The sequence below is a fragment of the Flavobacterium croceum DSM 17960 genome (assembly GCF_002917885.1).
Classification (GTDB): domain Bacteria; phylum Bacteroidota; class Bacteroidia; order Flavobacteriales; family Flavobacteriaceae; genus Flavobacterium; species Flavobacterium croceum.
In genome coordinates this window covers 23997-49229 of sequence record NZ_PQNY01000017.1, presented here as the reverse complement: position 1 = coordinate 49229, position 25233 = coordinate 23997, and the positions used below count along the sequence as shown (strand labels likewise).

Annotated in this window: 28 protein-coding genes; 8 read left to right on the top strand and 20 right to left on the bottom strand. The window is 31.2% G+C overall.

Annotated features, from left to right (window positions below; genetic code table 11):
* From Q361_RS13755 to Q361_RS13750, 4 genes are all read left to right on the top strand, one after another.
* Positions 1 to 2805, top strand: a 2805-nt coding sequence (locus Q361_RS13755; protein WP_169929301.1) for a hypothetical protein, incomplete at its 5' end; no start/stop codon positions are given.
* Positions 2806 to 2861: 56 nt separating this feature from the next.
* The gene (locus tag Q361_RS11600) at positions 2862 to 3338 is read left to right on the top strand and encodes a hypothetical protein (protein ID WP_103726902.1); all 477 of its coding nucleotides are present in this window, start codon (positions 2862 to 2864) and stop codon (positions 3336 to 3338) included.
* Between the two features lie 13 nt (positions 3339 to 3351).
* The gene (locus Q361_RS11595; RefSeq protein ID WP_146047016.1) at positions 3352 to 3642 is read left to right on the top strand and encodes a hypothetical protein; all 291 of its coding nucleotides are present in this window, start codon (positions 3352 to 3354) and stop codon (positions 3640 to 3642) included.
* Positions 3643 to 4082: 440 nt separating this feature from the next.
* Entirely contained in the window at positions 4083 to 4277 is a 195-nt protein-coding gene (locus tag Q361_RS13750; protein WP_169929300.1) for a hypothetical protein, read from the top strand.
* Positions 4278 to 4815: 538 nt separating this feature from the next.
* On the opposite strand, the gene Q361_RS11585 is transcribed toward Q361_RS13750, so the two are convergent.
* From Q361_RS11585 to Q361_RS11555, 7 genes are all read right to left on the bottom strand, one after another.
* Positions 4816 to 5040 carry a hypothetical protein gene (locus tag Q361_RS11585; RefSeq protein ID WP_103726899.1) on the bottom strand — a complete coding sequence of 75 codons (225 nt, stop codon included), beginning with the start codon at positions 5038 to 5040 and terminating at the stop codon, positions 4816 to 4818.
* Positions 5041 to 5231: 191 nt separating this feature from the next.
* Positions 5232 to 5420 (bottom strand): hypothetical protein, encoded by a 189-nt coding sequence (locus Q361_RS11580; protein WP_146047015.1) that lies wholly within the window; start codon positions 5418 to 5420, stop codon positions 5232 to 5234.
* 104 nt (positions 5421 to 5524) lie between these two features.
* Complete coding sequence (locus Q361_RS11575; protein ID WP_103726897.1) at positions 5525 to 5899, bottom strand: hypothetical protein; 375 nt, start codon at positions 5897 to 5899, stop codon at positions 5525 to 5527.
* A 67-nt stretch (positions 5900 to 5966) separates the two neighbouring features.
* Positions 5967 to 6335, bottom strand: coding sequence for a hypothetical protein (locus Q361_RS11570; RefSeq protein WP_103726896.1), 369 nt, complete (start codon positions 6333 to 6335; stop codon positions 5967 to 5969).
* 6 nt (positions 6336 to 6341) lie between these two features.
* Positions 6342 to 6812, bottom strand: a complete 471-nt coding sequence (locus Q361_RS11565) for a thermonuclease family protein (RefSeq protein WP_103726895.1) — start codon at positions 6810 to 6812, stop codon at positions 6342 to 6344.
* A gap of 62 nt (positions 6813 to 6874) precedes the next feature.
* Complete coding sequence (locus Q361_RS11560) at positions 6875 to 7441, bottom strand: M23 family metallopeptidase (protein ID WP_103726894.1); 567 nt, start codon at positions 7439 to 7441, stop codon at positions 6875 to 6877.
* Between the two features lie 920 nt (positions 7442 to 8361).
* Complete coding sequence (locus tag Q361_RS11555; RefSeq protein WP_146047014.1) at positions 8362 to 9438, bottom strand: hypothetical protein; 1077 nt, start codon at positions 9436 to 9438, stop codon at positions 8362 to 8364.
* 81 nt (positions 9439 to 9519) lie between these two features.
* Between Q361_RS11555 and Q361_RS11550 the strand changes: the two genes are divergently transcribed.
* From Q361_RS11550 to Q361_RS11540, 3 genes are read left to right on the top strand one after another with little or no spacing between them, the layout of a single operon-like run.
* Complete coding sequence (locus Q361_RS11550) at positions 9520 to 10242, top strand: SprT-like domain-containing protein (protein ID WP_103726892.1); 723 nt, start codon at positions 9520 to 9522, stop codon at positions 10240 to 10242.
* 28 nt (positions 10243 to 10270) lie between these two features.
* Positions 10271 to 11536, top strand: coding sequence for a Y-family DNA polymerase (locus tag Q361_RS11545; RefSeq protein WP_103726891.1), 1266 nt, complete (start codon positions 10271 to 10273; stop codon positions 11534 to 11536).
* Complete coding sequence (locus tag Q361_RS11540; RefSeq protein WP_103726890.1) at positions 11533 to 11952, top strand: LexA family protein; 420 nt, start codon at positions 11533 to 11535, stop codon at positions 11950 to 11952. Before Q361_RS11545 ends, Q361_RS11540 begins: the two co-directional genes overlap by 4 nt.
* Positions 11953 to 11970: 18 nt before the next feature.
* Here Q361_RS11540 and Q361_RS11535 read toward each other — a convergent pair whose 3' ends face one another.
* The 5 genes from Q361_RS11535 to Q361_RS11515 all read right to left on the bottom strand — a co-directional run bounded on the left by Q361_RS11535 (position 11971) and on the right by Q361_RS11515 (position 14205).
* A complete protein-coding gene (locus tag Q361_RS11535) occupies positions 11971 to 12171 on the bottom strand; it encodes a hypothetical protein (protein ID WP_103726889.1) in 201 nt (66 codons plus the stop codon).
* On the bottom strand, positions 12168 to 12455 hold the full coding sequence (locus Q361_RS11530; protein ID WP_103726888.1) for a hypothetical protein: 288 nt from the start codon (positions 12453 to 12455) through the stop codon (positions 12168 to 12170). Before Q361_RS11530 ends, Q361_RS11535 begins: the two co-directional genes overlap by 4 nt.
* A 333-nt stretch (positions 12456 to 12788) precedes the next feature.
* On the bottom strand, positions 12789 to 13094 hold the full coding sequence (locus Q361_RS11525) for a hypothetical protein (protein ID WP_103726887.1): 306 nt from the start codon (positions 13092 to 13094) through the stop codon (positions 12789 to 12791).
* The gene (locus Q361_RS11520; RefSeq protein ID WP_169929299.1) at positions 13084 to 13590 is read right to left on the bottom strand and encodes a hypothetical protein; all 507 of its coding nucleotides are present in this window, start codon (positions 13588 to 13590) and stop codon (positions 13084 to 13086) included. Before Q361_RS11520 ends, Q361_RS11525 begins: the two co-directional genes overlap by 11 nt.
* A 93-nt stretch (positions 13591 to 13683) precedes the next feature.
* A complete protein-coding gene (locus Q361_RS11515) occupies positions 13684 to 14205 on the bottom strand; it encodes a hypothetical protein (RefSeq protein ID WP_146047013.1) in 522 nt (173 codons plus the stop codon).
* A 353-nt stretch (positions 14206 to 14558) separates the two neighbouring features.
* Here Q361_RS11515 and Q361_RS11510 point away from each other — a divergent pair, with 353 nt between their 5' ends.
* Complete coding sequence (locus Q361_RS11510; protein ID WP_103726884.1) at positions 14559 to 15131, top strand: helix-turn-helix domain-containing protein; 573 nt, start codon at positions 14559 to 14561, stop codon at positions 15129 to 15131.
* A gap of 75 nt (positions 15132 to 15206) precedes the next feature.
* On the opposite strand, the gene Q361_RS11505 is transcribed toward Q361_RS11510, so the two are convergent.
* From Q361_RS11505 to Q361_RS11470, 8 genes are all read right to left on the bottom strand, one after another.
* Positions 15207 to 15581, bottom strand: coding sequence for a DUF6876 family protein (locus Q361_RS11505; protein ID WP_103726883.1), 375 nt, complete (start codon positions 15579 to 15581; stop codon positions 15207 to 15209).
* A 677-nt stretch (positions 15582 to 16258) separates the two neighbouring features.
* The gene (locus tag Q361_RS11500) at positions 16259 to 16642 is read right to left on the bottom strand and encodes a hypothetical protein (RefSeq protein WP_103726882.1); all 384 of its coding nucleotides are present in this window, start codon (positions 16640 to 16642) and stop codon (positions 16259 to 16261) included.
* 497 nt (positions 16643 to 17139) lie between these two features.
* A complete protein-coding gene (locus tag Q361_RS11495) occupies positions 17140 to 17460 on the bottom strand; it encodes a hypothetical protein (protein WP_103726881.1) in 321 nt (106 codons plus the stop codon).
* A complete protein-coding gene (locus tag Q361_RS11490) occupies positions 17453 to 17830 on the bottom strand; it encodes a hypothetical protein (RefSeq protein WP_103726880.1) in 378 nt (125 codons plus the stop codon). Before Q361_RS11490 ends, Q361_RS11495 begins: the two co-directional genes overlap by 8 nt.
* A 227-nt stretch (positions 17831 to 18057) precedes the next feature.
* Positions 18058 to 22989 (bottom strand): DEAD/DEAH box helicase family protein, encoded by a 4932-nt coding sequence (locus Q361_RS11485; RefSeq protein ID WP_103726879.1) that lies wholly within the window; start codon positions 22987 to 22989, stop codon positions 18058 to 18060.
* A gap of 62 nt (positions 22990 to 23051) precedes the next feature.
* Positions 23052 to 23516 carry a hypothetical protein gene (locus Q361_RS11480; protein WP_103726878.1) on the bottom strand — a complete coding sequence of 155 codons (465 nt, stop codon included), beginning with the start codon at positions 23514 to 23516 and terminating at the stop codon, positions 23052 to 23054.
* Positions 23500 to 24840 (bottom strand): hypothetical protein, encoded by a 1341-nt coding sequence (locus Q361_RS11475; protein ID WP_103726877.1) that lies wholly within the window; start codon positions 24838 to 24840, stop codon positions 23500 to 23502. The genes Q361_RS11480 and Q361_RS11475 overlap by 17 nt, the downstream gene beginning before the upstream one ends.
* Before the next feature lie 9 nt (positions 24841 to 24849).
* The gene (locus tag Q361_RS11470; RefSeq protein WP_103726876.1) at positions 24850 to 25227 is read right to left on the bottom strand and encodes a helix-turn-helix domain-containing protein; all 378 of its coding nucleotides are present in this window, start codon (positions 25225 to 25227) and stop codon (positions 24850 to 24852) included.
* Positions 25228 to 25233: the final 6 nt, after the last annotated feature.

Sequence of the window (25233 nt, the reverse complement as noted above, 5' to 3'; positions counted from 1 at the left end):
GGTATAACCAAAACAATATCATTTACATATCCTGATTTTAATTTATCGACTTCAGGAGATGGATCATTGTTTTTAAATGCGCTAAAAGATTTTAACGTGTTCCTTTCACAAGTAGCTCAAAATAATGCGATAACATATCAAGTGCGCTATTCTATTGCATCAGGTTCTACAGGTAACGGACAAGTACTTGCCAATAATACCCCCGTAACACCTACAGTATATACGCCTATTGCACTTGGTTCTACTTCGCTACAATTTAAAGGAACATCGGTAGGAACTGTCAATTTACTTGTTGAAGTAAAAGATAGTAATGGTCTTGTACATTCTTCTACTGTGACTTTCAATGTAACGGCAGTTACTTTTACTTTTAGTGCTGCAGCGCAAAGTAATGCAATTTATCTAGGAGATAATACGCAATTAAATTTTGATATAACCGAAAGCGCTTCTTCAGGTACGAACTATGAAATGAAATACGTGTTCCAACAAGGTGATGGGCTTATATATAATGGTTCGTCTTTAATTTCATCAAATACTTGGTCGCCTGTTAATGTAGGTTCTTATGGTAGAGTTTTTAAAGCAAACACTACTGGTACAATAAAAATACTTTTCACTGTAAGAAATACTACAACGCTTGTAGAAGCCACGCAAGTTGTTACTATAAATGTAAGCCAACAAAACTTTACATTTACGGCAACCAACAGTAGTAATTCCATTACAGTTGGTAGCCAAACGCAAATTAATTTTACATTAACACCTCAAGGTTCTGTAGTTACAAGCTACACCATGCAGTTTACAACAACAGGAAACGGTACTCTTGTTTATAATGGAACAACTTATACGGCTGGACAACCAATTAATATTATGCCTGGTTCGTTCTCAGCACAATACATTCCAAATTCTCCAGGAATACACAACATAAACTTTACTGTAACAAATACTCTGCAAGTAAGTAACTCAAGTAATGTTAGTTTGAGTGTCTTAAACCCTGACTTTGTAATATCAACATCGGGTGATGGAACGGTAACATTAAACACTCAAAAAGATTTTAATGTGTTTTTTGCGCAATTACAAACCTACACATCTACCTACCAAATAAGATTTTCTTATGCTCCTTCAACAACAGGAACAGGAGAAGTAACAACGCAATCAGGAACAGTAATAACTTTAGGTGTATTAAATCCGATTACATTAGGAAATACAACCTTTAAATACAAAGCATTAAGTGCGGGAGTTGTTAAACTAAAAGTAGAAGTTATTGATTCTTATAATACAATACGTTCTTCAATTGTAGAATTTACAAATCAATCTATTAACTATACATTTAGCGGAGCTTCTCAAAATAACTCTATCTATACAAATCAAACATCTATAATAAATTTTAATATAACCGAAAGCGCTCCATCAGGTACGAACTATGAAATGAAATACGTGTTCCAACAAGGAACAGGTACAATACTCAATGGAACAAATACAGTATCTGCAGGAGTTTGGACACCAGTAAATGTAGGTGCGTTTTCTAGAACTTTTACCCCTAGTGTGGCAGGAACTGTAAAAATATTATTTACTGCCCGTAATACTGCTACTCTTGTCGAGCATACACAATTAATTACTATTGAAGTAAATAATATAGATTTTACTTTATCATCAAGTGGCGATGGAACTGTACAAATTGATAGTGAAAAATTCTTTGATATTTATCTTGCGCAAATTGGAAGTGCTTTTCCAGGTATTACATACAATATTAAATTTACTGTAGCAAGTGGCACAACAGCCAACACATTTGTAATAAAAGATAATAATAATGCTACAATAAATTTAACCCAAAATTATAATATCAATTTAGGAACAACTAGCTATAAAATCATTCCTTCATCTATAGGTGTGATAAGACTTAATGTTCAAGTAACAGATAGTAATACTATTACTCATACTACACTAGTGGAGTTTAACGTACCAGTACCAACATTTAATTTAACAAAAGACAATCAATTCCAATACAATACAACGCCTTCGTTGGGCTTTACCATTGGAAATGAAGTGGCTCTACAAAACACGTATGAAATTAAATATTCTATATCGAATTTAACGTATGTGCAGGACCCAAATTTAGCACCAAATTTTACTAGAGTTTATGCTTCAAATACTACCAATAATGGTATTGAAACAGATTTAGTTTCTCAAAATGTATTTTATCCATGCTCTGCGAGTATCACACAAGGGGTATCAGATAAAAACTTTACTTTATATTTAGATGGATATAAATATTCCTCGTTTAACTTAACTGTGATTGTAAAAAATCAATACGGCTATACCCAAACTCAGAATATAACTCATGTAGGTCAAAATTATCCAAATGTTGATTTTATTAATTGTTTTTCAAGACATGAAGTCTATAGTATAACCACTGATGCTTCATTAAATTATATATTTACCTTGCTAAATAATTATAAAAAATATTATATAAATTATTCTCTTCCATCAATTTCAGGAGCTACTGTATATAATGTTAAGATATATGCTAGAGCAAATAGTACGGATCCTTATACACTTTGGTACGATGGAGCAGTACAAACAGACTCTCAAGGAAACCCAACCTATGTAAAATTACAAAATGATGGTTTAAATTGGAAAGTTAAGATTGTGCTTACCTATTCAAACCTTAATACCCGAACTTGTATAAAAGACTCATATACAAATAGTGGTACTGTAATGCCTTGTTCAGGACCAGAATATCAAGGGTTTAGTCCACTAAGAGTTACTTATCCTCAAGGTCAATCAAATATTCCAAATTTTTGTATATATTAATTTTTAATATATAAAATATATGTGTATATTTGAAAAATAATTATAATTTATATAAAATGAAAAAACTACTAGTAATTTTAAGTGTTATAATATTATCAAGCTGTTCAAAAGATGATTGTAATTGTTCAACAACAACCCCTACAACACCTATTAATGATAATATTTATGAAAACCATAGCAAATTTACATTTGCTAAAAATACTCCACATATATGGTCATACTCAGGTACAAAAACAGGTTTATCGTATTTGATTACCAATACCAGTGCAGAGAACCCAAATATGGAGTATGAAATTAAATACACGATAGACAACCCTGCTATACAAACTATTAATGTCTTGGACTCAGCTTATGCTTTAACGCCAATTAGTGTAAATACATGGAACTCTGTAACCTCTCAACTTGTAAATGTAAGTGAGAATAAAAAAAGATTGTCACTAATGGTTCCTACTAGTTCTACCTTTACCATTAATGTTTTTATTATGGATAAAAATGGATACCAAAGAAAATTGGCAACTTACAACGGAAACTAAAATACACACCATTATGAAAAAATTACTAATTCTATCATTAATAGCAATCTTCTTATCATGTAAAGAAGAAAAAACAGAAAAAAAAGTGGTAGAGGAATTCAAAGCCTCTGTAACAAATACCAAAAACAGTAAAGATGAATTTGACAAAGAAATTTATCCAAAAGTTAAGGAGTTGTATGCCATGAATAAGAAAAAATATTCTTTAATAAACAACATTGCTGAAAAAGCAAAGAAGCAAAAGGATAAAAAAATATTTGAAGCAAATCTTAAAGATTTGAAAAATGAACTTAAGTATATCAAATAATACTTATATTTGCTAAAACTTTTAAAGTTTTAAAGATAGACAAAAAACCCATTCTGATTTATTTTAGAATGGGTTTTATCTTTATTGAAACTTTGTCAAAGTTATTTGATAGATATTATCCCTATATATTGCCCTTCCTGCCATTAATTTATGTTTAATGGTATATTTATATGCAAAAAGATAAATCTGCTCCAAAGAAGCCTTAGAATTGAAAATTAATATATACTTTCACTACAGTTAAAGATACTCTAACCTCTATAAACAATAATAAAAAAAATTTGTAATACATAAAATATATATGTATCTTTGAAAAATAATTATATTATATATAAAATGAAAATTCTAATATTAATATTAAGTGTTGTATAACGTAAACTAAAACCCATTCCATTATGAAATTTTTAATATTTTTTTCGACAGTTATATTATTATGGATAAAGATGAGTACAAATGAAAATTGGGAATTTATACAAGAAGATGAAATAGACATTACGTTGAAAAACTTAATATTTTTATTTATAATTATAATCTTCTTATCATGTTGTAAAGAAGAAAAAACTGAAAAAAAAGTGGTTAAAGAATTTAAAGATTCTGAAACGAACAATAAAAACAGTAAAGAAGAATTTGATAAATAAATTTTTCATAAAGCTAGACAAAAAACCCATTCTGATTTATTTTAGAATGGGTTTTATCTTTATTGAAACTTCGTCAAAGTTATTTGATAGATATTATCTCTATATATTGCCCTTCCTGCCATTAATTTATGTTTAATGGCATATTTATATGCAAAAAGATAAATATACTCCAAAGAAGCCTTAGAATTGAAAATTATATAGTGTGTATCATTATCGATATACATTTCATTTACAAGATGTTTGTTTTTACGTTGCATTAGGATATAGTTAAGATTGAATCTATTCTAAATTTACAAAATAACATTGATACATTACTCGGGTTCTGCATCTAGTTTGGCATTGAATAGTACTTGTTTTTTTTCCCTTTTGTTTAACCTCAATAGGGTAGAGCGCAGAAGTAAAGCTCTACCTTATTGGTATACATCGCTGAAGCTTTTATTAATTTTCGGATTTAGTGAAGTGCAGCACATAATCATTCTATGATGTGCAGCGCAAATGGTTCCGAAAATTAATAAGTGCTGTAAGATTGATAAAGTTCCTAAATACTTGATTTAAAAATATAGCAAAAATCGTTTTGGTAGTAAGTATCGTCAAAGTCAAATTTATACAACGTATGTATCGAAACATGAATTTTCTCAGCAACTGTATGGTTGTAAATGGCTTTAATTGAACCAAAATAAAAATGCGCTTTATAAGGAAATGTATTTTTTAAATGAACATGGTAAAGCGTTCGTTTTTTGGGTTTTGATTTTATTGTTTTCATTGTAATTAAAACTGGGTACTAAAATAGTAAATATAATAGTATTTTAAACGAACTATAATTTATCTTATGTAAAATAGAAAATTGGGTGTAAGTTTATAAAAAATTGAAAATATGTTTTATGCTATCTCTGTCTATTAATTTCATGACCGTTGTATGCATAAATCCGGTTTTTATAAGCAAGCTATGAAAAGCTAAACCCACAAATTAATATCATTAATAACACCTTTTATTATTTGTCTATCTATCTCAAAACTTTCTTGCAATTCTTTAATTGAAAGTTTCTTTTTTAATGCCTCATTTGTAGAGGGGCAATCCATTCCTAATTCCTCTAATTTATTTTTACGATGAATAATTTCTTTTTTTGTCAATTTATCTATCATTTTATTAGAATTTAGCCTGCTTATAACAGGTGTTTGTAGATACCAGCCGAAAATAAAATGCGTGTAGGCTGGCATCTACAAGCACCGAAACGTTGGCAGTAATGCTACAGCCAACTGCAATCTTTCCAAATTATTAATTTACCTGTAAAATTTTCTGTAAAAAATGTCTTCATTTCTTCCCAATTATCAAAGCCATCATTTACAGCAATATAATCTAGGTTTTCTTTCTCATAAGTGAAATTTTCTACAATTATTTTATTTTCGTTTGGATAAATTTCTATTGGCAAAACTCTATCAACAATTGCATTACCAAATTGATAAGGTTTCATTTTGCCACGAGTATTTCTTGGGTTTCCATTCCAAAATTGAATTGAATTACCAGCTTTCCAACGGTTAGTTTTATCAGCTCTAATTGTGTGTTGTTTGATATTTTTTTTTATTAAATCCTCAAACTTTTGTTTTGAAAATGTTAGTAACATAATTTTTAGTTTTATTTTATAAAAGCACTACTGCCAACAAGTGTTTGTTATAAAATTGGGTGTAAGTTTATGAAAAATTGAAAATATGTTTTATGCTTTCACTGTCTATTAATTTCAAATTATGTGAATAGCCAAATGAATTAGTATAGTCCAACCTGTTTTTAATCTTGATATTTACATCAGATTTTATTTCAAAGATTTCATACATTGTTGTTTTGAAAAACGGATTTTTTAATATTAAATGACCGTTGTATGCATCAATCCGTTTGGAAAAAGTTTGTATACCTGGAATTTTATAACCTTTAGATGTTATACATCTAAGTGTTTTTCTTAAATCAATAATGCTAGGAGAATAAAAAAATAGAAATTCATCAGGTTCTGTTAAAAAAAAATCATTTTTACTCTTAGCTGCTTTTAATATAAATTTTCTTGCCATAAATTATTAATTTCTTCTCCAGTTCCAAGGTGCTATAGCGTTTGGTTCTGCCCATAGTCCTCTCTTGCATCGGCGAGCTTCTTTCTCAAATTTATCCAATTCAATTGAATTTGAATAGCGTTTGTAGTGCCAGGCTAAACCTGCTTTGACCAGTTCTGAAGAAACATAGGTTTTTAAATTAGGTTCTAAATAAACTTTACATATTTCTCTACCATATTTATCAATATTTAATACTTGACAATAAACAGTTTTATTAAATATCAAGTCAGATAAAAATTGTTTTGCATTTTTTCCAAATGGCTGTCCGCTTTCTGGACAATCTATTTCTGCTAGTCTAATTTTATGTTGTGTTTTGGTATCATCTAAAAGAACAAATGTATCTCCATCATTTATTGCTACAACATAACCATTTAATGGTTTAGCAAATGATAAAGCAGAACAAAGAAATAAAAATAAGTAAAATTTAATTTTAATCATATTATGTGTGTTAGAATTTTTTATATTTCATATTGCGATATGAAATATAAAAAAGGAGTAATTTAAAATAAACCAAAAGGATTTAACACTTTTCCATTTTTCCACATTTCATAATGTAAATGTGGAGCTGTAGAGCTTCCTGAATTTCCTAAATAGCCAATAATTTGACCTTTAGTAACCTTCTCTCCAGGTTCGACAATAAATATTGATAAATGGAAATATTTTGTAACAAAACCAAATTTATGCGATATCGTGACGCTGTGACCTGCGTTCCCATTAAAAAAGCGAGCATTGGTTACAGTTCCATCAGCTGTAGCATAAACAGGCGTGTTTAAAGCTCCGGTAATATCAATACCGTTATGCGCTCTTTCGTTCCCATAAATAGGGTGTATTCTTTTTGAACTAAAAGAAGATGATATACGTGGGTTATTAACGGGGTTAATAGGGTTTATCGTAGGAACTGAACTAAATACTGAAGGAAAGTCGGTCTTTAGTTCAAAGATAATTTTCAATTCTTGCTCAGTTTTGCAAAGAGAAAGAATTTTTCGCATTTTACTTTCTTCAGTACTTACTTGAGAAAAGAAATGATTAAAAACTAAACAACACAAAAACGTTGCAATAGTTCTCATGGTCCTACTTTATGTTACTCACAAAAGCGGTTACAAACAATACAACCAATTTAATAGATAATTTGGCTACTGGAACGATCAAATTCTTTAAAACAAAGTCCATTAACCGAAGAACATTGTAAAGAAAATTCATGATGGTATAAAAAGTTTTCATAATACAAGCATTTAACTATAACAAATATAGTAAAAATAACAATACAAAATACAAAAATGTAAATATTTTATATGTTGTTTAAAAAAATAAATAAAATATATATATAAATTGATAGTCAGGACAAAACACCCCGAAATAAGAACAAAAACCACGAGCTGCATAAGAAAAGAAATTCATAAATATTATAAGAAAAAAAGTAAGAATATACTTGTTAAATCAAAGTTTATATAAAGTCAGATTTTTTCTTCCCTTTTGTTTAAAATTATCAACATACATTTTTAAATGATTTTTATAACATTTTAAATATATTTTTACACTTCTTATTTTGGGGATATTTGATTGTTATTAATTGTATATCAATACGTTAGAAAAAACAAAAAAGGACAAAGTCCCCCTAAAATAAGAATTTGCTACCCCCAAAACAAGAACTTACTCCCCCCAAAACAAGAATTTGCTATCCCCGAAACAAGAAAAACGGGCAAAAAACTATAATTTTATTATTTTTAAAAACGCAAAATAAATATTGGAAAAAATAAAATACTGTTATACAGTACTTTATAAAAAATATTATCCCCAAAATAAGAACAAAAACACCCCAAAATAAGAATAACATACGCTATATATTCATAAGTATTAAAAATATTAGCTTCAGGCAATTATAGGTACAAATATCCCCGAAATAAGAACAAATATCCCCAATATAAGAATAACCTATAAGGACATTAAACCAGTTATAAATAAGAGAATTAAGGTGAAGTATGAAAGATTAACTGAATAAATCTTCTTTGTCATTAAGATTTCTTTTCGATATTTCATATGCTTTCTCTACATACTCTTTACCTGTAAGGTTTTTTAGTTCAGGATTGTTTTTTATACGTTTGGAGATACGCTCGTAGCCGTATGTTTTGTACATTACTTCGAGCATCTGAAATTCAATATCTGATAATTTGTATTTCTTTTTTTGATACTTCAGAGTTCTCTTTATCGTTGTTGTGATATTTGGGTTTTCATAAACAGGTATAGCTTCAGGTTCTGATGTGGAATAGGAATGAATTTTTAGTTTATCCCCTTCTATCCAAAAATTAAAAGAAACATCACTTACTTCATCAAAGAGTTCTTTATATGGCGTTAAAAATTTCTCTTTACATTTTGACCAGTTTTTATAATTGGTGGAGAAAATATCATTAAAGGTATCAAGAAATAAACTACTATCATTATTAGTACCTAATGCTTTTAGGTAAAAATACCATACATAACAATTAATATGATTGTATTTAAAAATGATTTTATTTGAAAAGTTATTGGCATTAAACTTATTGTTTTTTCTGAGCAGTAAAAACATTTTATACCATAGAATATTCATTGTGAATTTTACCCCTCTTTTTCCCTCATTGATTAACAAGTCGGAAATTATAGAAGAAAAGAGTTTGATTTTCTCTCCTTTATCGTTTTCAAAATCATGTACTCCTCTATAATTTAAGAGTTCTTGAAGTCCTTTAAGCGCACTGGAATAATTTCTACTATTCTCAGGGAGTAAATCTTTCCAAAGAAAATTAAACTGTACCGTATAATTTGTGTGTTTGGTTGTATCTGTAAAATCTCGTTCAAATAAATCTAAATCTTTTTCAAATAAATCAAGTTGTCTTTCGGTAGTAATTTGATTTTCTTGCACACGAGCGAGCATGATCAATACAATTCTAAGTGAGTGAATGGTCAAACCTTGCTTTTTAGCATCAAGTAAAAAATCAAGGATGTTTCTAGGAACTCTAGAATACCCATTTTTATTTATGCCCTTGCGCTTTATCTCTTTTTTCAAAGCCATTTTAGAAGTCGTAATATTCATTAGCAATCAAATATAAAAAATATTAACAAATATACTAAATTTTTTTATACTTTTATATCGTACGATATAATTAATTGAAAAATGAAAAAACCTACCCAAGAGTTTTATACGCTACTGGATAATTTATATGAGTATTACAATCAAAAACTATTTTCAAATGAGTTACCTGCAGTGATGTTTGTCATTACCCGAAAAAAAAATGTGTTCGGGTATTTCATATCCAAACGTTGGCAACAAACACAAGAACTTGTAAGTGATGAGATTGCCATAAACCCATTAATGTTCGGCTCCTACCCTATGATAGAAATTCTCAAAACGTTGGTGCATGAAATGGTGCATTTGTGGCAGTATCATTTTGGAGAGCCTTCACAAAGAACGTATCATAATGCACAATGGGGCGAAAAAATGCAGGATATAGGATTGATGCCATCAGCAACTGGAGAAGTAGGTGGTAAAAAAACAGGGCAACAAATGATGGAATATGTTATCCCTAATGGAGTATTTGAGAGCGTTACCAAAGAGCTATTTCAATTAAGTGAAACTGATATAGAACTTAATAAGATATGGTTTGATAGAAATATTTTGAAAGGAAAATTAAACCCTGAAATAGCTCAAATTTTATTGGGTATAGTCCCTGAAGTTGCTGCAGCATCAAACATGGAATTACCCAATGCGCTAGAGGTAACACAAGGGAAAAAAAACAAACTCACGTATATCTGTCCTTCATGTAAAATACGGGTATGGGGTAAACCTGAATTAAATATTAATTGTAATGATTGCACTGAGCAGATGCAGGCGATGTAGTTCGAACTAGATTTAATATTTTTGCACTATGTTTGGCTTAGCAGATTGCAATAATTTTTATGTTTCTTGCCATAGAGTGGGTTCTCCTATGGTTCAAAACAAACCTGTATTGGTCTTATCCAATCAAGATGCGTGTGTGGTATCAAGAAGTAATGAAGCTAAGGAACTTGGTATACCTATGGGTATAGCTTTATTTGAGCTTAAAGACACCTTACAAAAAAACACCCTAACGCTATTCTCCTCCAATTATGAATTATATGGCGATATGAGTACTCGTGTCTTTTCTATTTTAAGAGAATATGCACCGAGTCTGGAGGAATATTCAATAGATGAGTGTTTTTTACATTTTTTAAAAATGCCTGAAAATTTTAACTATTCCAATTATGGCCATAAAATACGAGAAGATGTTTACAAACAAACACTTATCCCTGTAAGTATTGGTTTTGCTCCTACAAAAGCTCTTGCAAAAGTGGCCAATAAAATTGCCAAAAAATACCCAAAGCAAACGCAGAACGTGTATGTTATAGATACGCAAGAGAAAAGAATGAAAGCACTTAAATGGACAAAAATTGAAGATGTTTGGGGTATTGGTTCTCAATATGCTAAAAAATTACAGTACATAGGGGTAAAAACGGCATATGACTTTACGTGTTTACCTGACTTGTGGGTAAAAAAACATTTGACAATTCAGGGATTGCGAATTAAAAAAGATTTAGAAGGAATTCCCTCCATTGGTATAGAGCAAATCAAATCGAAGAAAAACATGACTTGTAGTAGGTCCTTTGAAAAAGCAACACAGGATAAACACTACATCAAAGAAAGGCTTGCTACCTTTAGTGCGAACCTTGCGCAGAAATTAAGAAAAAGTAAAAGTCATTGCAATTTAATATCGGTATTTATTAAAACCGATAGATTTAAAGAGAATGCGCCTCAATATTCAGCCTACAAAACCATAGCTACAAAGTTTCCAACTTGTAGTACTTTTGAAATTACCAAAATGGTTTTTCAACTACTAGATGAACTTTATAAAGAGGGTTACGAATATAAAAAAGCGGGGGTTCTTCTCTCGGGGATAACGCCTCAGCAGGCGTACCAAACCAATTTATTTCAAGGCGAGAACCCAAAGCATGATACTTTATTTAAGGTCATTGATAAAATCAACGAAAAACAACCCGACTTAATTAAGTTTGGTATTCAGGATTTAAAGGACAAATGGAAGATGAAAGAGAATTATCCTTCGAAAAGGTTTTCGACACGATGGAGTGAGCGATTAACGATAAATTGTAAAAAATGAATGTTACTAATTTGAGAATTGCCAGCGATAACAATAAAGAGATTTATGTTGCGCACTATGGCAGAATTGTTGCGGGTTTTCCAAAACCTTCAGAGGACTACGCCTATGATGAAATATCGTTAGATAAGAAGTATTTGTATAAAAAACATGCCACATACATTGCTACGGCAGATGGTACGAGTATGGAACCAACTATTTACGACAAAGATGAACTGATCATAAGAACGGATTTGCCTGTATTAAACAATTCTATTATTATTGCTTCAATCAATGGAGAGGAATATACCTGTAAGCGCATTGATTTAGAAAAAAAAATTTTGAATGCCGATAATAAAAAGTTCAAGGCTATTGAAATTGATAAAATTGAAAATTTCATAATTCTAGGTGTTGTAAAACATATCATTAGGAATTTGTAGCAAACAAAGAAGAACTTGTTAATCAACAAGTTCTTCTGCTTTTTCTTTGATATAGGAAATTAAGTTCCTGTAATTTTGCTCGTTAAAACAATCGCCATTGGTCTTATCACTTTTCTTTTTTCTAAAAGCAGCGTAAGATATTTTCATAGCTTGCGCCGCTTTGGTTCCACTCATACCAAAGGTATCGAGCACTTCTAAAATTCTATTTTTTAATTTCATAGTATCTCAAGTTCATGGTTTGGAAATGCGATAACTCGCTCCATTAATTTATAGGGTTTTAATCGTACAATATAACAAGCATCGATACCTTTCATTTCTTTTAAAAATAAGGAGCAGGACCTTGCTTGTCTGAAACTTGTACACGATTGGATAAGGTCAGGAGTTCTAACTCCAGTTTGAGTACTTTCAAACCAAACTTTAACTAAAAAATTACCAGTTCCTATAGCCATGCTGTTTTCTAGTTCTAAGGCTTCTCCAATGGAAAGAGTGTCAAATGATGTCATAGGTATTAAAATATTAGTTAAATAATAGCACAAATATACACTACAATTTTGTAGTGAACTTGTGTTTAAATAAAAAAAGTAGACTTTCTAAAAGTTCTTTTTCTTTCCCTTGTGTTCTCAATAATTTCGTTTTGAAATCTTTATTTAAAATAAAAGCCTCTCAATTGAGAAGCTTTTATGTTAGAATAAGTCTATCTATTTTTAACTTAGGCAAGCGTGACAACTCAGGTTAAAAAAACTAACAAATGTTCAAGTGGTTAGCTTTTGATAGCATCGCATATTTCAGCAAATATTCTAACTTTATATAGGTATCTATCCAAAATCAAAATTAAATTATATTTCTTGAAATTCAAAATAAAAGGCTTTAGCAACTACAAATTTTTGAGAAGCATCTCTATTAAGGTGCCATACACAATTTTTTAACACCCCCCAATTTTCATTAGATGCAACGCGAATGCAAAAATTTTCACCTCTACAGTAAAAAACATTTCCTTCTGTATTGAAATTCATTTCTGAATTTGGTTCAGCTAAATTTATAGCTATTTCAATAGCTCTGAAAAAATTATCATTTTCTCCGCAAATACTCCAGGTACATTTAGATTTAATCCAAAATGTATTTTTATTTAAATTATTCTCCATAAATTGTAAAATCGCTTGTTTTAATATCTATAATATCTTTTATATAATCTTTTCTAAACAGGTCTTTAGCCGATGTTTCATTTTTAGCATAATATATAGTCCATTGTTCGTTTGAATAATCGTTAATGTAGCATATACCAAATGCTATTAAATTAAATGAACTTGCTAGAGTTTCTTTAGTAGTTTTTAATATATCTAAAAGAGCATCATATTGTTGTTCACAAATAATAAAATCCACAATTCCATATATATCACAACCTAAATTATCTTTAATAACTTCATTGTTATTTTTAATTAAGATTTCGCATATACCATCTTTTTTTTCATCAAAAAAAGTAACTTTAATTAAATTAAAAAAAGTGGCTTCAATATAATTTATTAATTCTGAGAGAATTTCTTCATCAGACTTACCCTTATTGTCAAAATAATCAATATATTTTTTTATTCTATCAATTTTGATTTCATTAATCTCGTATTCCATAGTAAAAAAGCGCATAACTGATGCGTGGCAGTTTAAAATAATAATTTGATAATTTAAGAATATACTTACTAAGCCTCTTAAAAGAGAGGCTTAGTATTATAACAAGACCTATTCTAAAAATTCTTCGAATAATTCTTCAGCTTCATCCATACTAATATAAAGGCTGTAGTTGTAAATAGCTTGGATAACATCTTCTTTAGTATCAAACATTTCGGAAGTCATGGTAAACTTTTTATCTTGGTTTACATAATAGGGCGTTTTAGCGTTTAAGGTTTCAATTTTAGAAACGGCTATACCGTTGTTTTTAGGAAGGTAATGCAAAATAAATTTGCCATAATCTTCTTCTTTATATTGAGCTACATAAGTTTCGGAGAGCAATACTTCAAAAATATCATTCTCATCATTTAAGATAAGTTCTACTTCTTTAAATTCGCTTTGGGTTTCAAAGGTGTCAGTACATTGGTCAAGGTAGAACTGGTAGGCTTCGGGTAAGGTAGTAAATTCTATATCTTCACTATAATTTGCATCTCCAGTGTTTTGATAATTATTTTCTCTTGTTATTACGATAAAAACAGAAGATTGATTTACAAGGTTTTCAATTCTTTGGGTTAATTCGGTTAAAGTTTCCATACTAAAAATTTTAAAGGTTGTTATACGATAAATGATTATTACACTACAAATATACACTACAATTTTGTAGTGTGTACAAAAAACATAAAAAAATACACCCCTACCCCCTCCCGTTTTTTTTCCCTTTTGTTTTCTACGTTTTACGCTTAAAAATACTTCGTAATAAAAAGCAAAGCACAATAAGGACAAGGTAAATCACGCATTACTGTTTGTTTCTTCTCTAACTTCTTACAAATTAGAATAAAATTAATTTATTTTGCTTTGCCGTTACATATTTACAATATATTATATTTATTTGTATAAAGCATCAACAAGGATTGAAAATTGTATAATCGCATAGAATAAGGTTTGGTATGGAAAGTTTAAAACAAGTAGGAGAAATAATAAAAAAAGCTCGTGAGAATTGTATGTTGTCATTGCGAGAAATGGCAGATTTAATACATGAAGATTACTCTAATTTATCAAAAATTGAAAAAGGAGAATTAAATATAAAATCAGATAGATTATTAAAAATTCTAAATCTATTGGAAATTAAATTACATCATGAGAGTCCTATCTCTGAAAAGGTTATTGATAATTTCAAGATAATTAGTGCAAATTTAGGCGAAAAATCAATCAAACAAATAGCACAAGAAATTAAAATAGATAGGTTAAAATTAAAAAAAGACCTAACCCGATTAGTTGCATTAAAAAAAATTGATGCTAAACTATTAGAACCGAAAAAGCCTACTTTGAGAAAATACAAAGAGCAGGAACAATTAATTGAAAATTCAAAGATTGGAGAGATTATCAAAATAAATTGTGAATCAAAAAATCAAATCATTTACTTCAGAAGTTTTGTTTTTAATTTTAAGAAATCACAAACCAAAGATTTTTTAACCAAAGTGGAGAATGAATTAGAATTAATAATAGTTAGGATAAAATAATAGGTCTTAATTGAGAATAAGCACAAAAAAAATCCTAAGAATTCTTAGGATTTTAAAGTGTAAAGAAACAATATTTTAATATTCTACAGGCAAAAGTAGTGTATTGTCTACAAACCAAATATGATACATATCGAACTGAAAATTTGAAATATCATACTTGCGAACCAGTAAGGTTTTTTCATTGCCATCTTCACAAAAAAGCATAAACGATGTAGTGGGTTTATCCTCTTGAAAAACACGTTCAAGTTTCCAAACTTGAAAGGATTGGTTTTTGAGTTCGGTGCTAAGTTGAAAGCAGAAAATATCGACAATAAGCCAAAACGAATTTGATTTTTCAGCGATTTCTCGAATACCTTCAGTGTACACGAAGTTTGGAAATAACGGATTTTTATAAAAATTTTCTCCGCCATAATAGCCAGGAATAAGTGAAAGTGCGTTTGTGCGTGACATACTATTATTTTTAAAATTAAACAACGCATTTACAAGACAATAACGCACGATAAGCCAAAGAAATACGTTTAAATCTACGGTTTTCCAACGGATAAAAACCGTTTTTAAGGCGTATTTCTATTGGTGTTTGTAAGGTTTGTCTAGCTTTGTTTTTTAATTTAAAAATAAGTCATCGGCACAAACGCTGGGTTTTGTTGCTTGCAGGGCGGATAATACAGTAAAATAAGGTGTTTGCACAAATGATCATTGAGCAATACAGGTCGATACAACAAATTTAAAAGTGGTGTGCAGTTCGAGCGTTTTTTTAAACTTTTGCGCCATATCAAGGTCCTTAAAGGTCATGGCTTCGGATATATTAGAGCTCAGAACAAGCTGTTGCAAGAGGTATTCGACAAAATAGACTTGTTTGTCGTCAAGCATTAAAATATATATAGGGTATGTGGTATTCACTGGGTAAAATTATCTTTTTTTATAGTAATTACCAAGCCACGCCACCCCAAGGGCAAAACCTATCCATAAACACAAATCGAAAAAAGAAAAAGAAACCATAGAAAAAAGAGTTAAAGTTTAGCGCAAACGATAGAAGCGACATCCTTTTGGGTTTTGCAAAAACGCAAAAGATATAGCGAATAGCGTGGTGTGCAACATGCGCCCAAATAAAAAAAGAGAAACAGAAATCATGAATCAAACAAGCTATAGAGTACAGGGTTCTGAGAATGGGTATCACAACAAAAATAAACAGGTTTATCTAAGAGTTTATATACTTTGGATTTATAGAGTACTTTAACCTGATGTAAAAGCGAAAAAAAAGCAATTTTATCATGCACATACAAGTCAAAATTTTGAAACTTAAAATCTTCAAAAAAGACAAGATTAGGCTCTGAGTCAGACAAAGCAACAGGGAGAACCTTATAGGCTAAAACACGTTGGTTATCCAGGTGCAACGGAATATAATACGAGGCATTAAAAGTAAAAAAATCAGCATGATTATGTTCTAAATCAAAAGAGAAAAGAACTTGCAGGATATTTTTATAAAACGAATTGGAAACAGTATGGTTCATATACAATAGATTAGAGAGCAAAAGGGAAAGAAATTAGGTATACTGAGTTTTAAGGTTATTAAGAATATAAAGAGCGTATTTCAAAAGAGTATGATATGAAAACAAGCAAGAAGGCTTAATCACACGAGAGAAGCGCACGTTATGGGTATAAAACACTAAAGAAAAACCCACTAGGGTATCATTACCATTTTTAGAGGTTGAGAAATTCAAGCTATACGAATACATAGACAAAAAAAATTAAACAATAGAATAAGGAGCAAAAAAAATATAAAAAATTAGGGGAGTTTCAAAACCAAAACAACCACAACATCACTCCCCTAAAACAATATATAAATCGAGCAAATATAATTATAATTTATATACGATACAATTTTTAATATATATTTTATACATCTTTTTAATTAAAAAGTAAGAAAAAAACAAAGAAACAAAGGAAAGAAAACGGGTGCGCAGCACCCGCCGTTTTTCCAAAAAAAATTCCTTTTTCGGGGGTACTGTTATTGAATAACAATATAATTAGGGTTTACAGTAATATAGGACTTTAAAAAAAGAGCGTAATAGAATTTGGCATCTTTGACATATTTAAGTGCGATATAATTGACTTTAAAAGTTTTGAGTTTAAACAGAAATGAGGGAGGAAATTTCACTTCGGAATAAATAACACCATTTTTATCGAGTTCCAAAAGTCGGAGTTTATCCTCAATGGAGAACTCAGGAGCAACAAATAAATTGGTATGGGATTTCAAAAACGTTTTGGTTTTATAAGCAGGTAGAAGAAATTCTTCTTCTACCCTGCTTGAATAATTAAATTTAATCATAAAAAGCGTTGTTACATTGTTGTAATAGTTCATCATAATGTTTGTCAAAAGCACTTTGGCATCTGTCAGTCCAGTCCCAAAAAATGTGGAATTGGTCGGGAGCTTCTTTGCAAAGTGTTTGAATTAGGTCTTTATCATAGACGATACAAAGCACGTGGTAGGTTCCAAAATCATGGTTGCGTAGTTGCCAGTGAAAAAAAGCATCACGAGTAAAAAATTCGGGTACGGCATACAAAGGATTGTCAAGGAGAAAATTAAGTAAGATTTTCTTTTCAATGATGATGCGCTCTGCATAATCTTCTTGCCCTACTTGGGCAAAGCCAATAGTATCAATTTCTACTAGCTCATAGGATTTAACTTTTGTGTTCATAAAGATAGACATTTATTTATTAAACATACCTAAAGGTATGAATATCAAGGAGTAAAAACAATAAAAAACGCTATAAAATGGGATAAAATGAGTTTTGTTTTTATTCCCTTTTGTTCTTTATGCGCCCACGATAAAGAGCAAAAAGTATAACCAGAAGCAAAGCCAAAAAAAAGAGGCTCATAAAGCCTCTTTTCACTACACTAAAAACCTATAAATAAAAAAAACAACTATCTTTTAAGTGTTGAAGATTGGGATAAGGATTTGTTTTCATCTTCAATTTTTTGATTTAAATCTTTAATTTTTAATTCCAAATCAACAATTTGTTGGTGTTTGTCAAATTTTACGCTACCTAATTGTTCGTAATTATTTTTGGATTGAGTCATGGTATCACAAATACTTTGTTGTTCTTTAATGATGCTATCAATACGCTCTAAGCAATGCAAGGCATATAAGGCGTTATCTTTATCGTTCTTAACAAAGTTTTTACTGCCGTAGGTGTATATATTGTTCGGGGTTTTCAGCATGAGTAGATAAGCAGTTTGCCCTTCTTTTTCATAAATTTTAGCCTGAAGCTCGCACTGTTTATCCAAAAGAGCAAGTGTGAAAGTTCCATGAGTTTGTTCTTTGAGCTTCGGTTGTAGTTGTCCTTGAAAAAACTGCGATAATTCTTTGTCTGAAGTGTATATTTTTCCTTGTACAAGATGCGGATTGAAGTCTTTAAGGAGCTTCTTATCTAAATGGAGTAGCTCGATACTACTTTCAATTTTTCCTATCTCTCGTGTATAGTAGTTGATATGGATTTTATTGTTTTTTTCTCTGAAAATAAAGGAATTTCTAACATCAATGAGTTTTTGAAGTTCTTTTTCGGCTTTAAGTTTTTCGGTTAAATATTGGTTTTGTGAACACGCTGCCATATATTCTTCATAATTCAAACTGCCATCAGAACTAATAACGCCTTCGTCAATTTTACGTGTGTGTAAACTGGCGTTTTTGATTTGATAGATAAAGTTTTGTTTGATTTGAAGTAAATTAAAGATATAGGCATCGAGTGTACCTTTGGTGGCATAGATGTAATTTTTTATGGTATTGTCAATGTGTTGGGTAATCTTGTTGCCAGGTCGTTCGCCTCGACCATTTCTTTGGCTAATATCTGCAGGTCGCCAAGGCAGGTCTAAATGGTGCATTGCTACAATACGTTGTTGAACATTCACCCCTACTCCCATTTTGGTAGTAGAACCAATTAAAATGCGTATAGCACCTTGATTTACGGCATTAAAAAGGGTTTCTTTTTTCTTATCATAGTCGTGGATAAAAGCAATTTCGCCACTAGGAATGCCTTTTTGTACTAAAAGTTCTTTCATATAACGGTATACATTAAAAGATACCTCATTGCTATTGGGTACACCTAAATCGCAAAATACAAGTTGTGTGCCTTTAATATTTTGGTAATTATGGTATTGTTCAACGATTGTAGAAACGGCGGTATTGATTTTATCGTTTGGACTATCGGGTAAATCTGGGTGTATGAGTTTTAGGGTTAAAGCCGCTTTTTTTCCTTGCGAGGTGCAAATAAGTCCGACTGTAGACTTAATATCGGAGGAACTGCCTCGATAATAAGGTAAATCTTCTATGCGCTTACTGCTCCCAAAAGCACGAATAGAATCTAAATAATCTTTGAGCTCGGTGTGAGGCTCTACATTAATGAGTTGGTTCTGCAAAGTAGGGCGCTCAATAGGAAAGGTTCTAAAGTCGGCATAATGGGTAATGTCATTGTACATTTTAGCGAGTTCAGGAACTTTAACGAAATAACGAAAACGTTCCTTTAATTTGATGTTTCCTGTAACTCCTTCTTCATATTCTTGGGTTTTACGAGCAAATACTCTTGCCCATTTATCAAAGGTATCAATGCCTTTGGCTTTCAAATCATCAGGAATGATGTATTTAAACAAACTAAAAAGTTCAGAGATAGAATTACTGATAATGGTTCCTGAGGCAAAGGTTACGCCTTTGCATTTTCCTTTATCTTGGTTTACACTTTGAATATAGCGGATATAGGATAATAAATTAGCGGTTTTAGCCACTGAATCTTGATTGCCTATTCCTGAAACGTTGGCGTGTTTGGTTTTAAATTCTAAATTTTTAAAATAATGCGATTCATCAATGATAATACCGTCAAAACCTAAATCATCAAAAAAGAGCGTACCATTGACTTTTTTACTTTGTAAAGCTTCCTGTAGATACAATTGGCGTGCTTCTGCATCATTGACACGTTGCAATAATTTACGCTCTTGTGCAGGGGTTAATTTTTTGTCTGTATCGGATAATACGGCATGGCATTCGGCGATAATATCCTGTACAATTTGTTTTTCAGATTTGGGTGAAATAGGAAATTTCATCAAAGACGAATGCGAGGTAATAATAGCATCGTAATTGTTATTAGCAATTTGAAACAGGGTTTGTTTAATATTTTCTTTTTTAAGGTCGTTTTCTTCCAGTAGCCAAACTTTTGCCTCAGGAAAGGCTTGTTTAAATACGGTGTAGATGTCCTTGTAATTGGCATTAAAACCTACTATTAATTCTTTTTTATTGACTTTAAATTTCTTTTTGGTCATACAAAGCATGGCCATAGTGAGCGTTTTTCCAAAACCGACCTCATGGTCTATAATTCCTCCGTTATTTTTAGAGAGTTGAATACAAACATTTTTCTGATGATCATAAGGGGTAAAATGCTTAATGTTTGAGAAATCTAAATAATTCGGATTTACCTTTTCTTTGACAAAGCCATTGTTTAGAAAATGATAACCGTTTTCTAATTGCTCAGCTAACACATTGTTTTTCATCAGCCATTTTGAAAATTCTTTGTGTAACTGCTCGATGATGATACTCACGGCGGTATTGGTGTTTTTATCGGAAACGGTTATTTCTTTACCGCCTTGAAACACTTTCTTTTTAAAATCGGGTTGGTTTTGCATAAAGGCAAACCCAATAATGGAATTGTAAGTAATGAGCCTATCAGATGCGTTGCGTATAGAATAATTTATCATCCCTACTTTACTGCCTTTAGAATTTATTTTATAGCGGTCGTTAAGGGCTTGATATTCTAATGTAAGAAAAGCATCTTCTAGGTGTTCTTGTAAAAACTTTTGGTATACTTTTAAAGGAATCCAAGGCTCACCTAAAGAGGGGTCTATTTCCTCTATGGAGAGTTTTACTGGAAAGTTCTCCACCAGTAAATTGGTATTTTTGGTTATGTTAGTGCGGTTTAAATAGCCTTTATAAGGATTTAGCTCAACGTGGTCAATATCTAAAATGCGCTTGTATAAATCCGCTTTATATTCGACATAACCTGATAAAAAACTCTCTATGGTATCAATTGAAAAGCCTTTGATTGTAGGGTCATTATACTCAAAAATAGGATTAATAAAAAGTTTTTGCTCATTTATGGCTTCTTGTAGAAAGTCTTCGGGTTGTCTTTGTAAAAGTGCACCCATATACTGTACATCGACAAAGCCTTTATCATTCATGGTATGGTAAATGGCTTGTTCTATCGTATCGACTTTCTCAAGGGCAAGTTCTTGGGTGAAGTTTTTTGAGAAAATATCACTTTTTAGATATTCTTTTCCTGCTTGAACCTCTAAAGCTTTGAGTATTTCGCTTTCAAAATCTAAAACTAATACATTTCGGTTTTCATGGCTGTTGATGAAATTATAAAAGAATACAAAATTATCATACAAACCATTGAGCTTGTCTTGTTCTTGTTTTGCTTTATCAAAATCTTCAAGCCTGATACTATGGCGCATACTTAGGTAGGTATTGCGCATTTCGAGCAAGGAAGCAAAACGCTCTTTATCTTGAGTATAAACCGAAATAGGTTTTAAAAGCGTAAACTCAGGAAAATCGTCGTGTTTTTGGATTTTAAAAAATTGGTTGTTCTCACAAACCACATTCCCAACACTCAGTAAAGGGTATTGTTCTGTGATGCGGTTGTGGTTCTCTTGGGCAATCGTAAGTTCGGATTTTACTTTCTCTTGGTCTTTTTCTTGAAAAACATGAGTAAAGGTTTTCTCTTGGATAAACTCCTGAAGGAGCTTTGTAAACTCCTGTTGTTTTGATTGCTCAGTTTTAATCGATAAAGTGGGTTTTCCTGCAATGCCTGTTGTGGGGTAATACTTCCCGAGTATACGCTCAGGATTGTTTTGAAAGTAATGGTTTACATTGTAGTTAATATCATGCTCCAGAGCTAAGGGCAATTTAGAACTTTCTATAAAGGTCTGTTCCTCTTTACTTAGGGTTTGTTTTGGAAGCAGTGGTTTTTGAAAAATCAAAACATCGGTAATCACTTTGGTATCGGCATCTTTAAATACTGCTTCATCAAGGCGTATAGCTCCCGTTAAATTAAGATGTTGCACCAAATGTTCTCGTAAGGCTTTCTCTTGCAAAGAGTCTGCTATTTCTCGTGAGGTAATATAAAGTAATAGTCCTGCTGGTTCTAGGTAATCAATAGATTTTAAAAAGAAGTAATTGTGAATTTTACCCCCTACTAAATCGCGTTGTTCTTGGCTTAGGTGTTTATCAAAAACGGTAAAGTTTCCAAAGGGAATATTACCGATTATCAGTTGGTAGGATTGGTGTAGTTTTGCCTGTTCAAATGCGCTTTGGTGTACGGTTACTTCAGGATTTTGTTTAAAGTTATGCTCTAGAATATTGGCTGTAAAAATATCTTTTTCTAGGGCATCAATCTGCAGTTGTAATGGCTTATCACTTGATGCGTTTTGCTCTATTAGAGCTTTAATAAATGCCCCACTTCCTGCAGAGGGTTCTAAGATAGAAACCTTTTGATTGTCTGTGTTTTTAAAATAGTTTAAGGACCATGTAGCTAAACTTTGGCAATACGCTTCAGGGGTAAAATAAGAGGTATTGGTGGCAAAGGCTAAGGATTCCACCTCAGTGGGTTCCAATGCCGACAAGGTTGAATAAAGCCTTTTGCTTTGAGGGGATAAAGTATCTACCTCTTGTGGGTTTGTTAGGGCTTGTCTAGCCTGAAAAAAGTGTTTACGAAATTTGGCTATACCATCAAGGGTAATTTCTTGGTTGGGTAACTGTTTGTTTTTGTAAAGTTCTATAAGGTTTACAAAGTCTTCTAAATTTTTTATTTTCATGGTTCTTCCTTAATAAGTGTGGCAAGCGGAAGAAAGTCGGTGGGTTTAAAAATGTAAAAGCGTTATAAATTTTCGATATAGCCGTGTTTGTCTAAATCAAATTCAGAAAGGACTTCTTTCTCTTGGGTAATAACCTCTGCAATGTGCAAGGAGTCTTTACTTTGATAAGAAGTACAGGTAAAGTGAAATTCAGATTTAGAGAGTAAATTTTCCAACAAACTTAATTCACTTGAAATTAAAGTACTTATATCAAGAAACGCTAGTTCTAATTCTGATGAGTTTTGATAGCCTTGCGCTCTATAGGAATCTATCAGATCCAAATATTTTTGAGCCTTTACAAACATATAGGCTTCAAATAATTCAGATTGACTCAAACTTGCAAAACAAAAGGGAAAGGTTGTTTGGGTAAAATCTTTCAAACTAGCAAATTTTTGAGCCTCTAAAAAATCAAGCTCTTCTTGGCAAACGCCATACAATGGTAAGGATTTAAATTCCTTACTAATCATGTTTTTAATTTCTAATTCCATACGATATTTCTTTTACTGGTTTTGGGGTTTCAACGGTATTTTGTTTGAATACCTGATTTTTTTTTTCAATGATATAATCGTTCCAATCTTTATGCTTTGGAGCTTTGTGTGAAATGTACAAATTTTTATTTACTTTTTCAATAAAATCGGTAAAACCATTTTCCTCAAGCGGTAATTTTTTAGGAAAGAGCAGTTGTATTTGCTCTTGCTGTTTTTTAGCTATAAGGTACATTCCAAATTTTTCTGTACTTGGCCAATTCAATTGGTCAATACTTTGATTTTGTTTGGCAACAAGGGTATCAATCTTTAATTTTTTCGCCTGTTCTACCTCAAGGGTAAGGGTATAATACAGTGGGTTTTCTGTACTATAGGCAAGCTTTGTGCCAAAGTGATTTGCAAGAGCAGCGCTGATAAGAAAATCATATTTTTTACCTTCTTTTTTCTGTTCTACCTTATCTAGATCATTATCGGTTATCGATATGAATTTGCAAGAGGGAGATAGCGGTAAGTTTTGAATTTCTTTTAGAAAACTATCTATTTTTGAAGGGTAAATATTACCACCAAAAGAAACAAATACAAAATCATGGGCTTGGGTATTGAAATTTTTGTTTTGTTGCAGTACTTCAAAATAAGCTAATACATCTAAGGCACTTTCTGCATAAAATACATACTTTACATCTTGCACTTGAGCAGTATTGGATATAAAAAGTCCTTCATGGTCGCCTAAAACGTTTTTAAAGTTTCGGTTACACACCTCCATACCCACAAGCTCATTGTTTTTATATTTTCCAAAACCATAATTACAAATAAGATGTTCCGATTCTTGGTTTTTAAAATACGTGTTAAAGAGCCTGTCTTTAAATAAAGGGTGTTCAAGGGTTGATTTCTCAATTTTTCGCTCCTGAAGCAAATAACTGAAATTGGTCATCGGGTGATGGTTCCATGTTTGTCCTTGTAGGTTTTTCAACAATTCTTTTTTCTGCACAAATTTTTCAGCCTGGTGTATTCTTTCTTGCATATCCACATCATGTATTTGACCTGAAAAATTCTTAAGTGCTAACATCGCTTGGTAGTAATCTTCCTTTTGATGTGTTACATGGGTATAGCCATGCAAACGATTGGCAACAAGTTGTATGATATCGCCTTTATCCTGCGCATCATTGGGGTTAAAATATAGGTTCTTACCTATAGTGACAATCACTTTTTCGCCACTTTGGTTCTCAAGTAGCATACTATTGAGTGTTGATTTCTTTTTATCTATACTATAATTTTGAGCGAGTAGATAATCTGAAATCTTTATGGATTTGAGTTCATCGGCTTTCATAGTTACAACTTATGTAATTTTATTAATGATACGATTGATTTTGTTAATATGTTTCTTGACCTCGTGTATTTGTTCTTCGAGCGACTGTGTGGCTTCTTTTAATTCGATTTTATCGATTTGAAAATCCACAAGTGAATTGTATTTTTTAAGTTCATTGGAATTATTATCGAGTATGAACCATTTTAAATTATAGCCTTTTTTGTGGAAATAATTCAATATGGTAATTAAAGCAGGTATGGTCCCTCCTTTTCCGTTTTCAAGTCTTTGTACTGTGGGTGGGTTTAAGCCTGTGTCTTCTTCGAGTTTCTGTTGGGTTATTTGTAATTCTTTGCGAATTAAACGTATCCTCTCTCCTACCATTTTTAAATAATCGGTTTCTTGGCTCATTCTTCT

Bases quoted from the DNA above. Each gene is read 5' to 3' on its own strand.
- Q361_RS11495 (WP_103726881.1), bottom strand. From the start codon at position 17,460: ATGATTAAATTTAATTATTCAAGCAGGGTAGAAGAAGAATTTCTTCTA.
- Q361_RS11555 (WP_146047014.1), bottom strand. From the start codon at position 9,438: ATGAATATTACGACTTCTAAAATGGCTTTGAAAAAAGAGATAAAGCGC.
- Q361_RS11580 (WP_146047015.1), bottom strand. From the start codon at position 5,420: ATGATAGATAAATTGACAAAAAAAGAAATTATTCATCGTAAAAATAAA.
- Q361_RS11560 (WP_103726894.1), bottom strand. From the start codon at position 7,441: ATGAGAACTATTGCAACGTTTTTGTGTTGTTTAGTTTTTAATCATTTC.
- Q361_RS11475 (WP_103726877.1), bottom strand. From the start codon at position 24,840: ATGAAAGCCGATGAACTCAAATCCATAAAGATTTCAGATTATCTACTC.
- Q361_RS11480 (WP_103726878.1), bottom strand. From the start codon at position 23,516: ATGGAATTAGAAATTAAAAACATGATTAGTAAGGAATTTAAATCCTTA.
- Q361_RS11565 (WP_103726895.1), bottom strand. From the start codon at position 6,812: ATGATTAAAATTAAATTTTACTTATTTTTATTTCTTTGTTCTGCTTTA.
- Q361_RS11515 (WP_146047013.1), bottom strand. From the start codon at position 14,205: ATGGAAACTTTAACCGAATTAACCCAAAGAATTGAAAACCTTGTAAAT.
- Q361_RS11535 (WP_103726889.1), bottom strand. From the start codon at position 12,171: ATGAAATTAAAAAATAGAATTTTAGAAGTGCTCGATACCTTTGGTATG.
- Q361_RS13750 (WP_169929300.1), top strand. From the start codon at position 4,083: ATGAGTACAAATGAAAATTGGGAATTTATACAAGAAGATGAAATAGAC.
- Q361_RS11505 (WP_103726883.1), bottom strand. From the start codon at position 15,581: ATGTCACGCACAAACGCACTTTCACTTATTCCTGGCTATTATGGCGGA.
- Q361_RS11570 (WP_103726896.1), bottom strand. From the start codon at position 6,335: ATGGCAAGAAAATTTATATTAAAAGCAGCTAAGAGTAAAAATGATTTT.
- Q361_RS11545 (WP_103726891.1), top strand. From the start codon at position 10,271: ATGTTTGGCTTAGCAGATTGCAATAATTTTTATGTTTCTTGCCATAGA.
- Q361_RS11540 (WP_103726890.1), top strand. From the start codon at position 11,533: ATGAATGTTACTAATTTGAGAATTGCCAGCGATAACAATAAAGAGATT.
- Q361_RS11485 (WP_103726879.1), bottom strand. From the start codon at position 22,989: ATGAAAATAAAAAATTTAGAAGACTTTGTAAACCTTATAGAACTTTAC.
- Q361_RS11525 (WP_103726887.1), bottom strand. From the start codon at position 13,094: ATGGAGAATAATTTAAATAAAAATACATTTTGGATTAAATCTAAATGT.
- Q361_RS11585 (WP_103726899.1), bottom strand. From the start codon at position 5,040: ATGAAAACAATAAAATCAAAACCCAAAAAACGAACGCTTTACCATGTT.
- Q361_RS11520 (WP_169929299.1), bottom strand. From the start codon at position 13,590: ATGCGCTTTTTTACTATGGAATACGAGATTAATGAAATCAAAATTGAT.
- Q361_RS11500 (WP_103726882.1), bottom strand. From the start codon at position 16,642: ATGAACCATACTGTTTCCAATTCGTTTTATAAAAATATCCTGCAAGTT.
- Q361_RS11550 (WP_103726892.1), top strand. From the start codon at position 9,520: ATGAAAAAACCTACCCAAGAGTTTTATACGCTACTGGATAATTTATAT.
- Q361_RS11510 (WP_103726884.1), top strand. From the start codon at position 14,559: ATGGAAAGTTTAAAACAAGTAGGAGAAATAATAAAAAAAGCTCGTGAG.
- Q361_RS11600 (WP_103726902.1), top strand. From the start codon at position 2,862: ATGAAAAAACTACTAGTAATTTTAAGTGTTATAATATTATCAAGCTGT.
- Q361_RS11530 (WP_103726888.1), bottom strand. From the start codon at position 12,455: ATGACATCATTTGACACTCTTTCCATTGGAGAAGCCTTAGAACTAGAA.
- Q361_RS11575 (WP_103726897.1), bottom strand. From the start codon at position 5,899: ATGTTACTAACATTTTCAAAACAAAAGTTTGAGGATTTAATAAAAAAA.
- Q361_RS11490 (WP_103726880.1), bottom strand. From the start codon at position 17,830: ATGAACACAAAAGTTAAATCCTATGAGCTAGTAGAAATTGATACTATT.
- Q361_RS11470 (WP_103726876.1), bottom strand. From the start codon at position 25,227: ATGAGCCAAGAAACCGATTATTTAAAAATGGTAGGAGAGAGGATACGT.
- Q361_RS11595 (WP_146047016.1), top strand. From the start codon at position 3,352: ATGAAAAAATTACTAATTCTATCATTAATAGCAATCTTCTTATCATGT.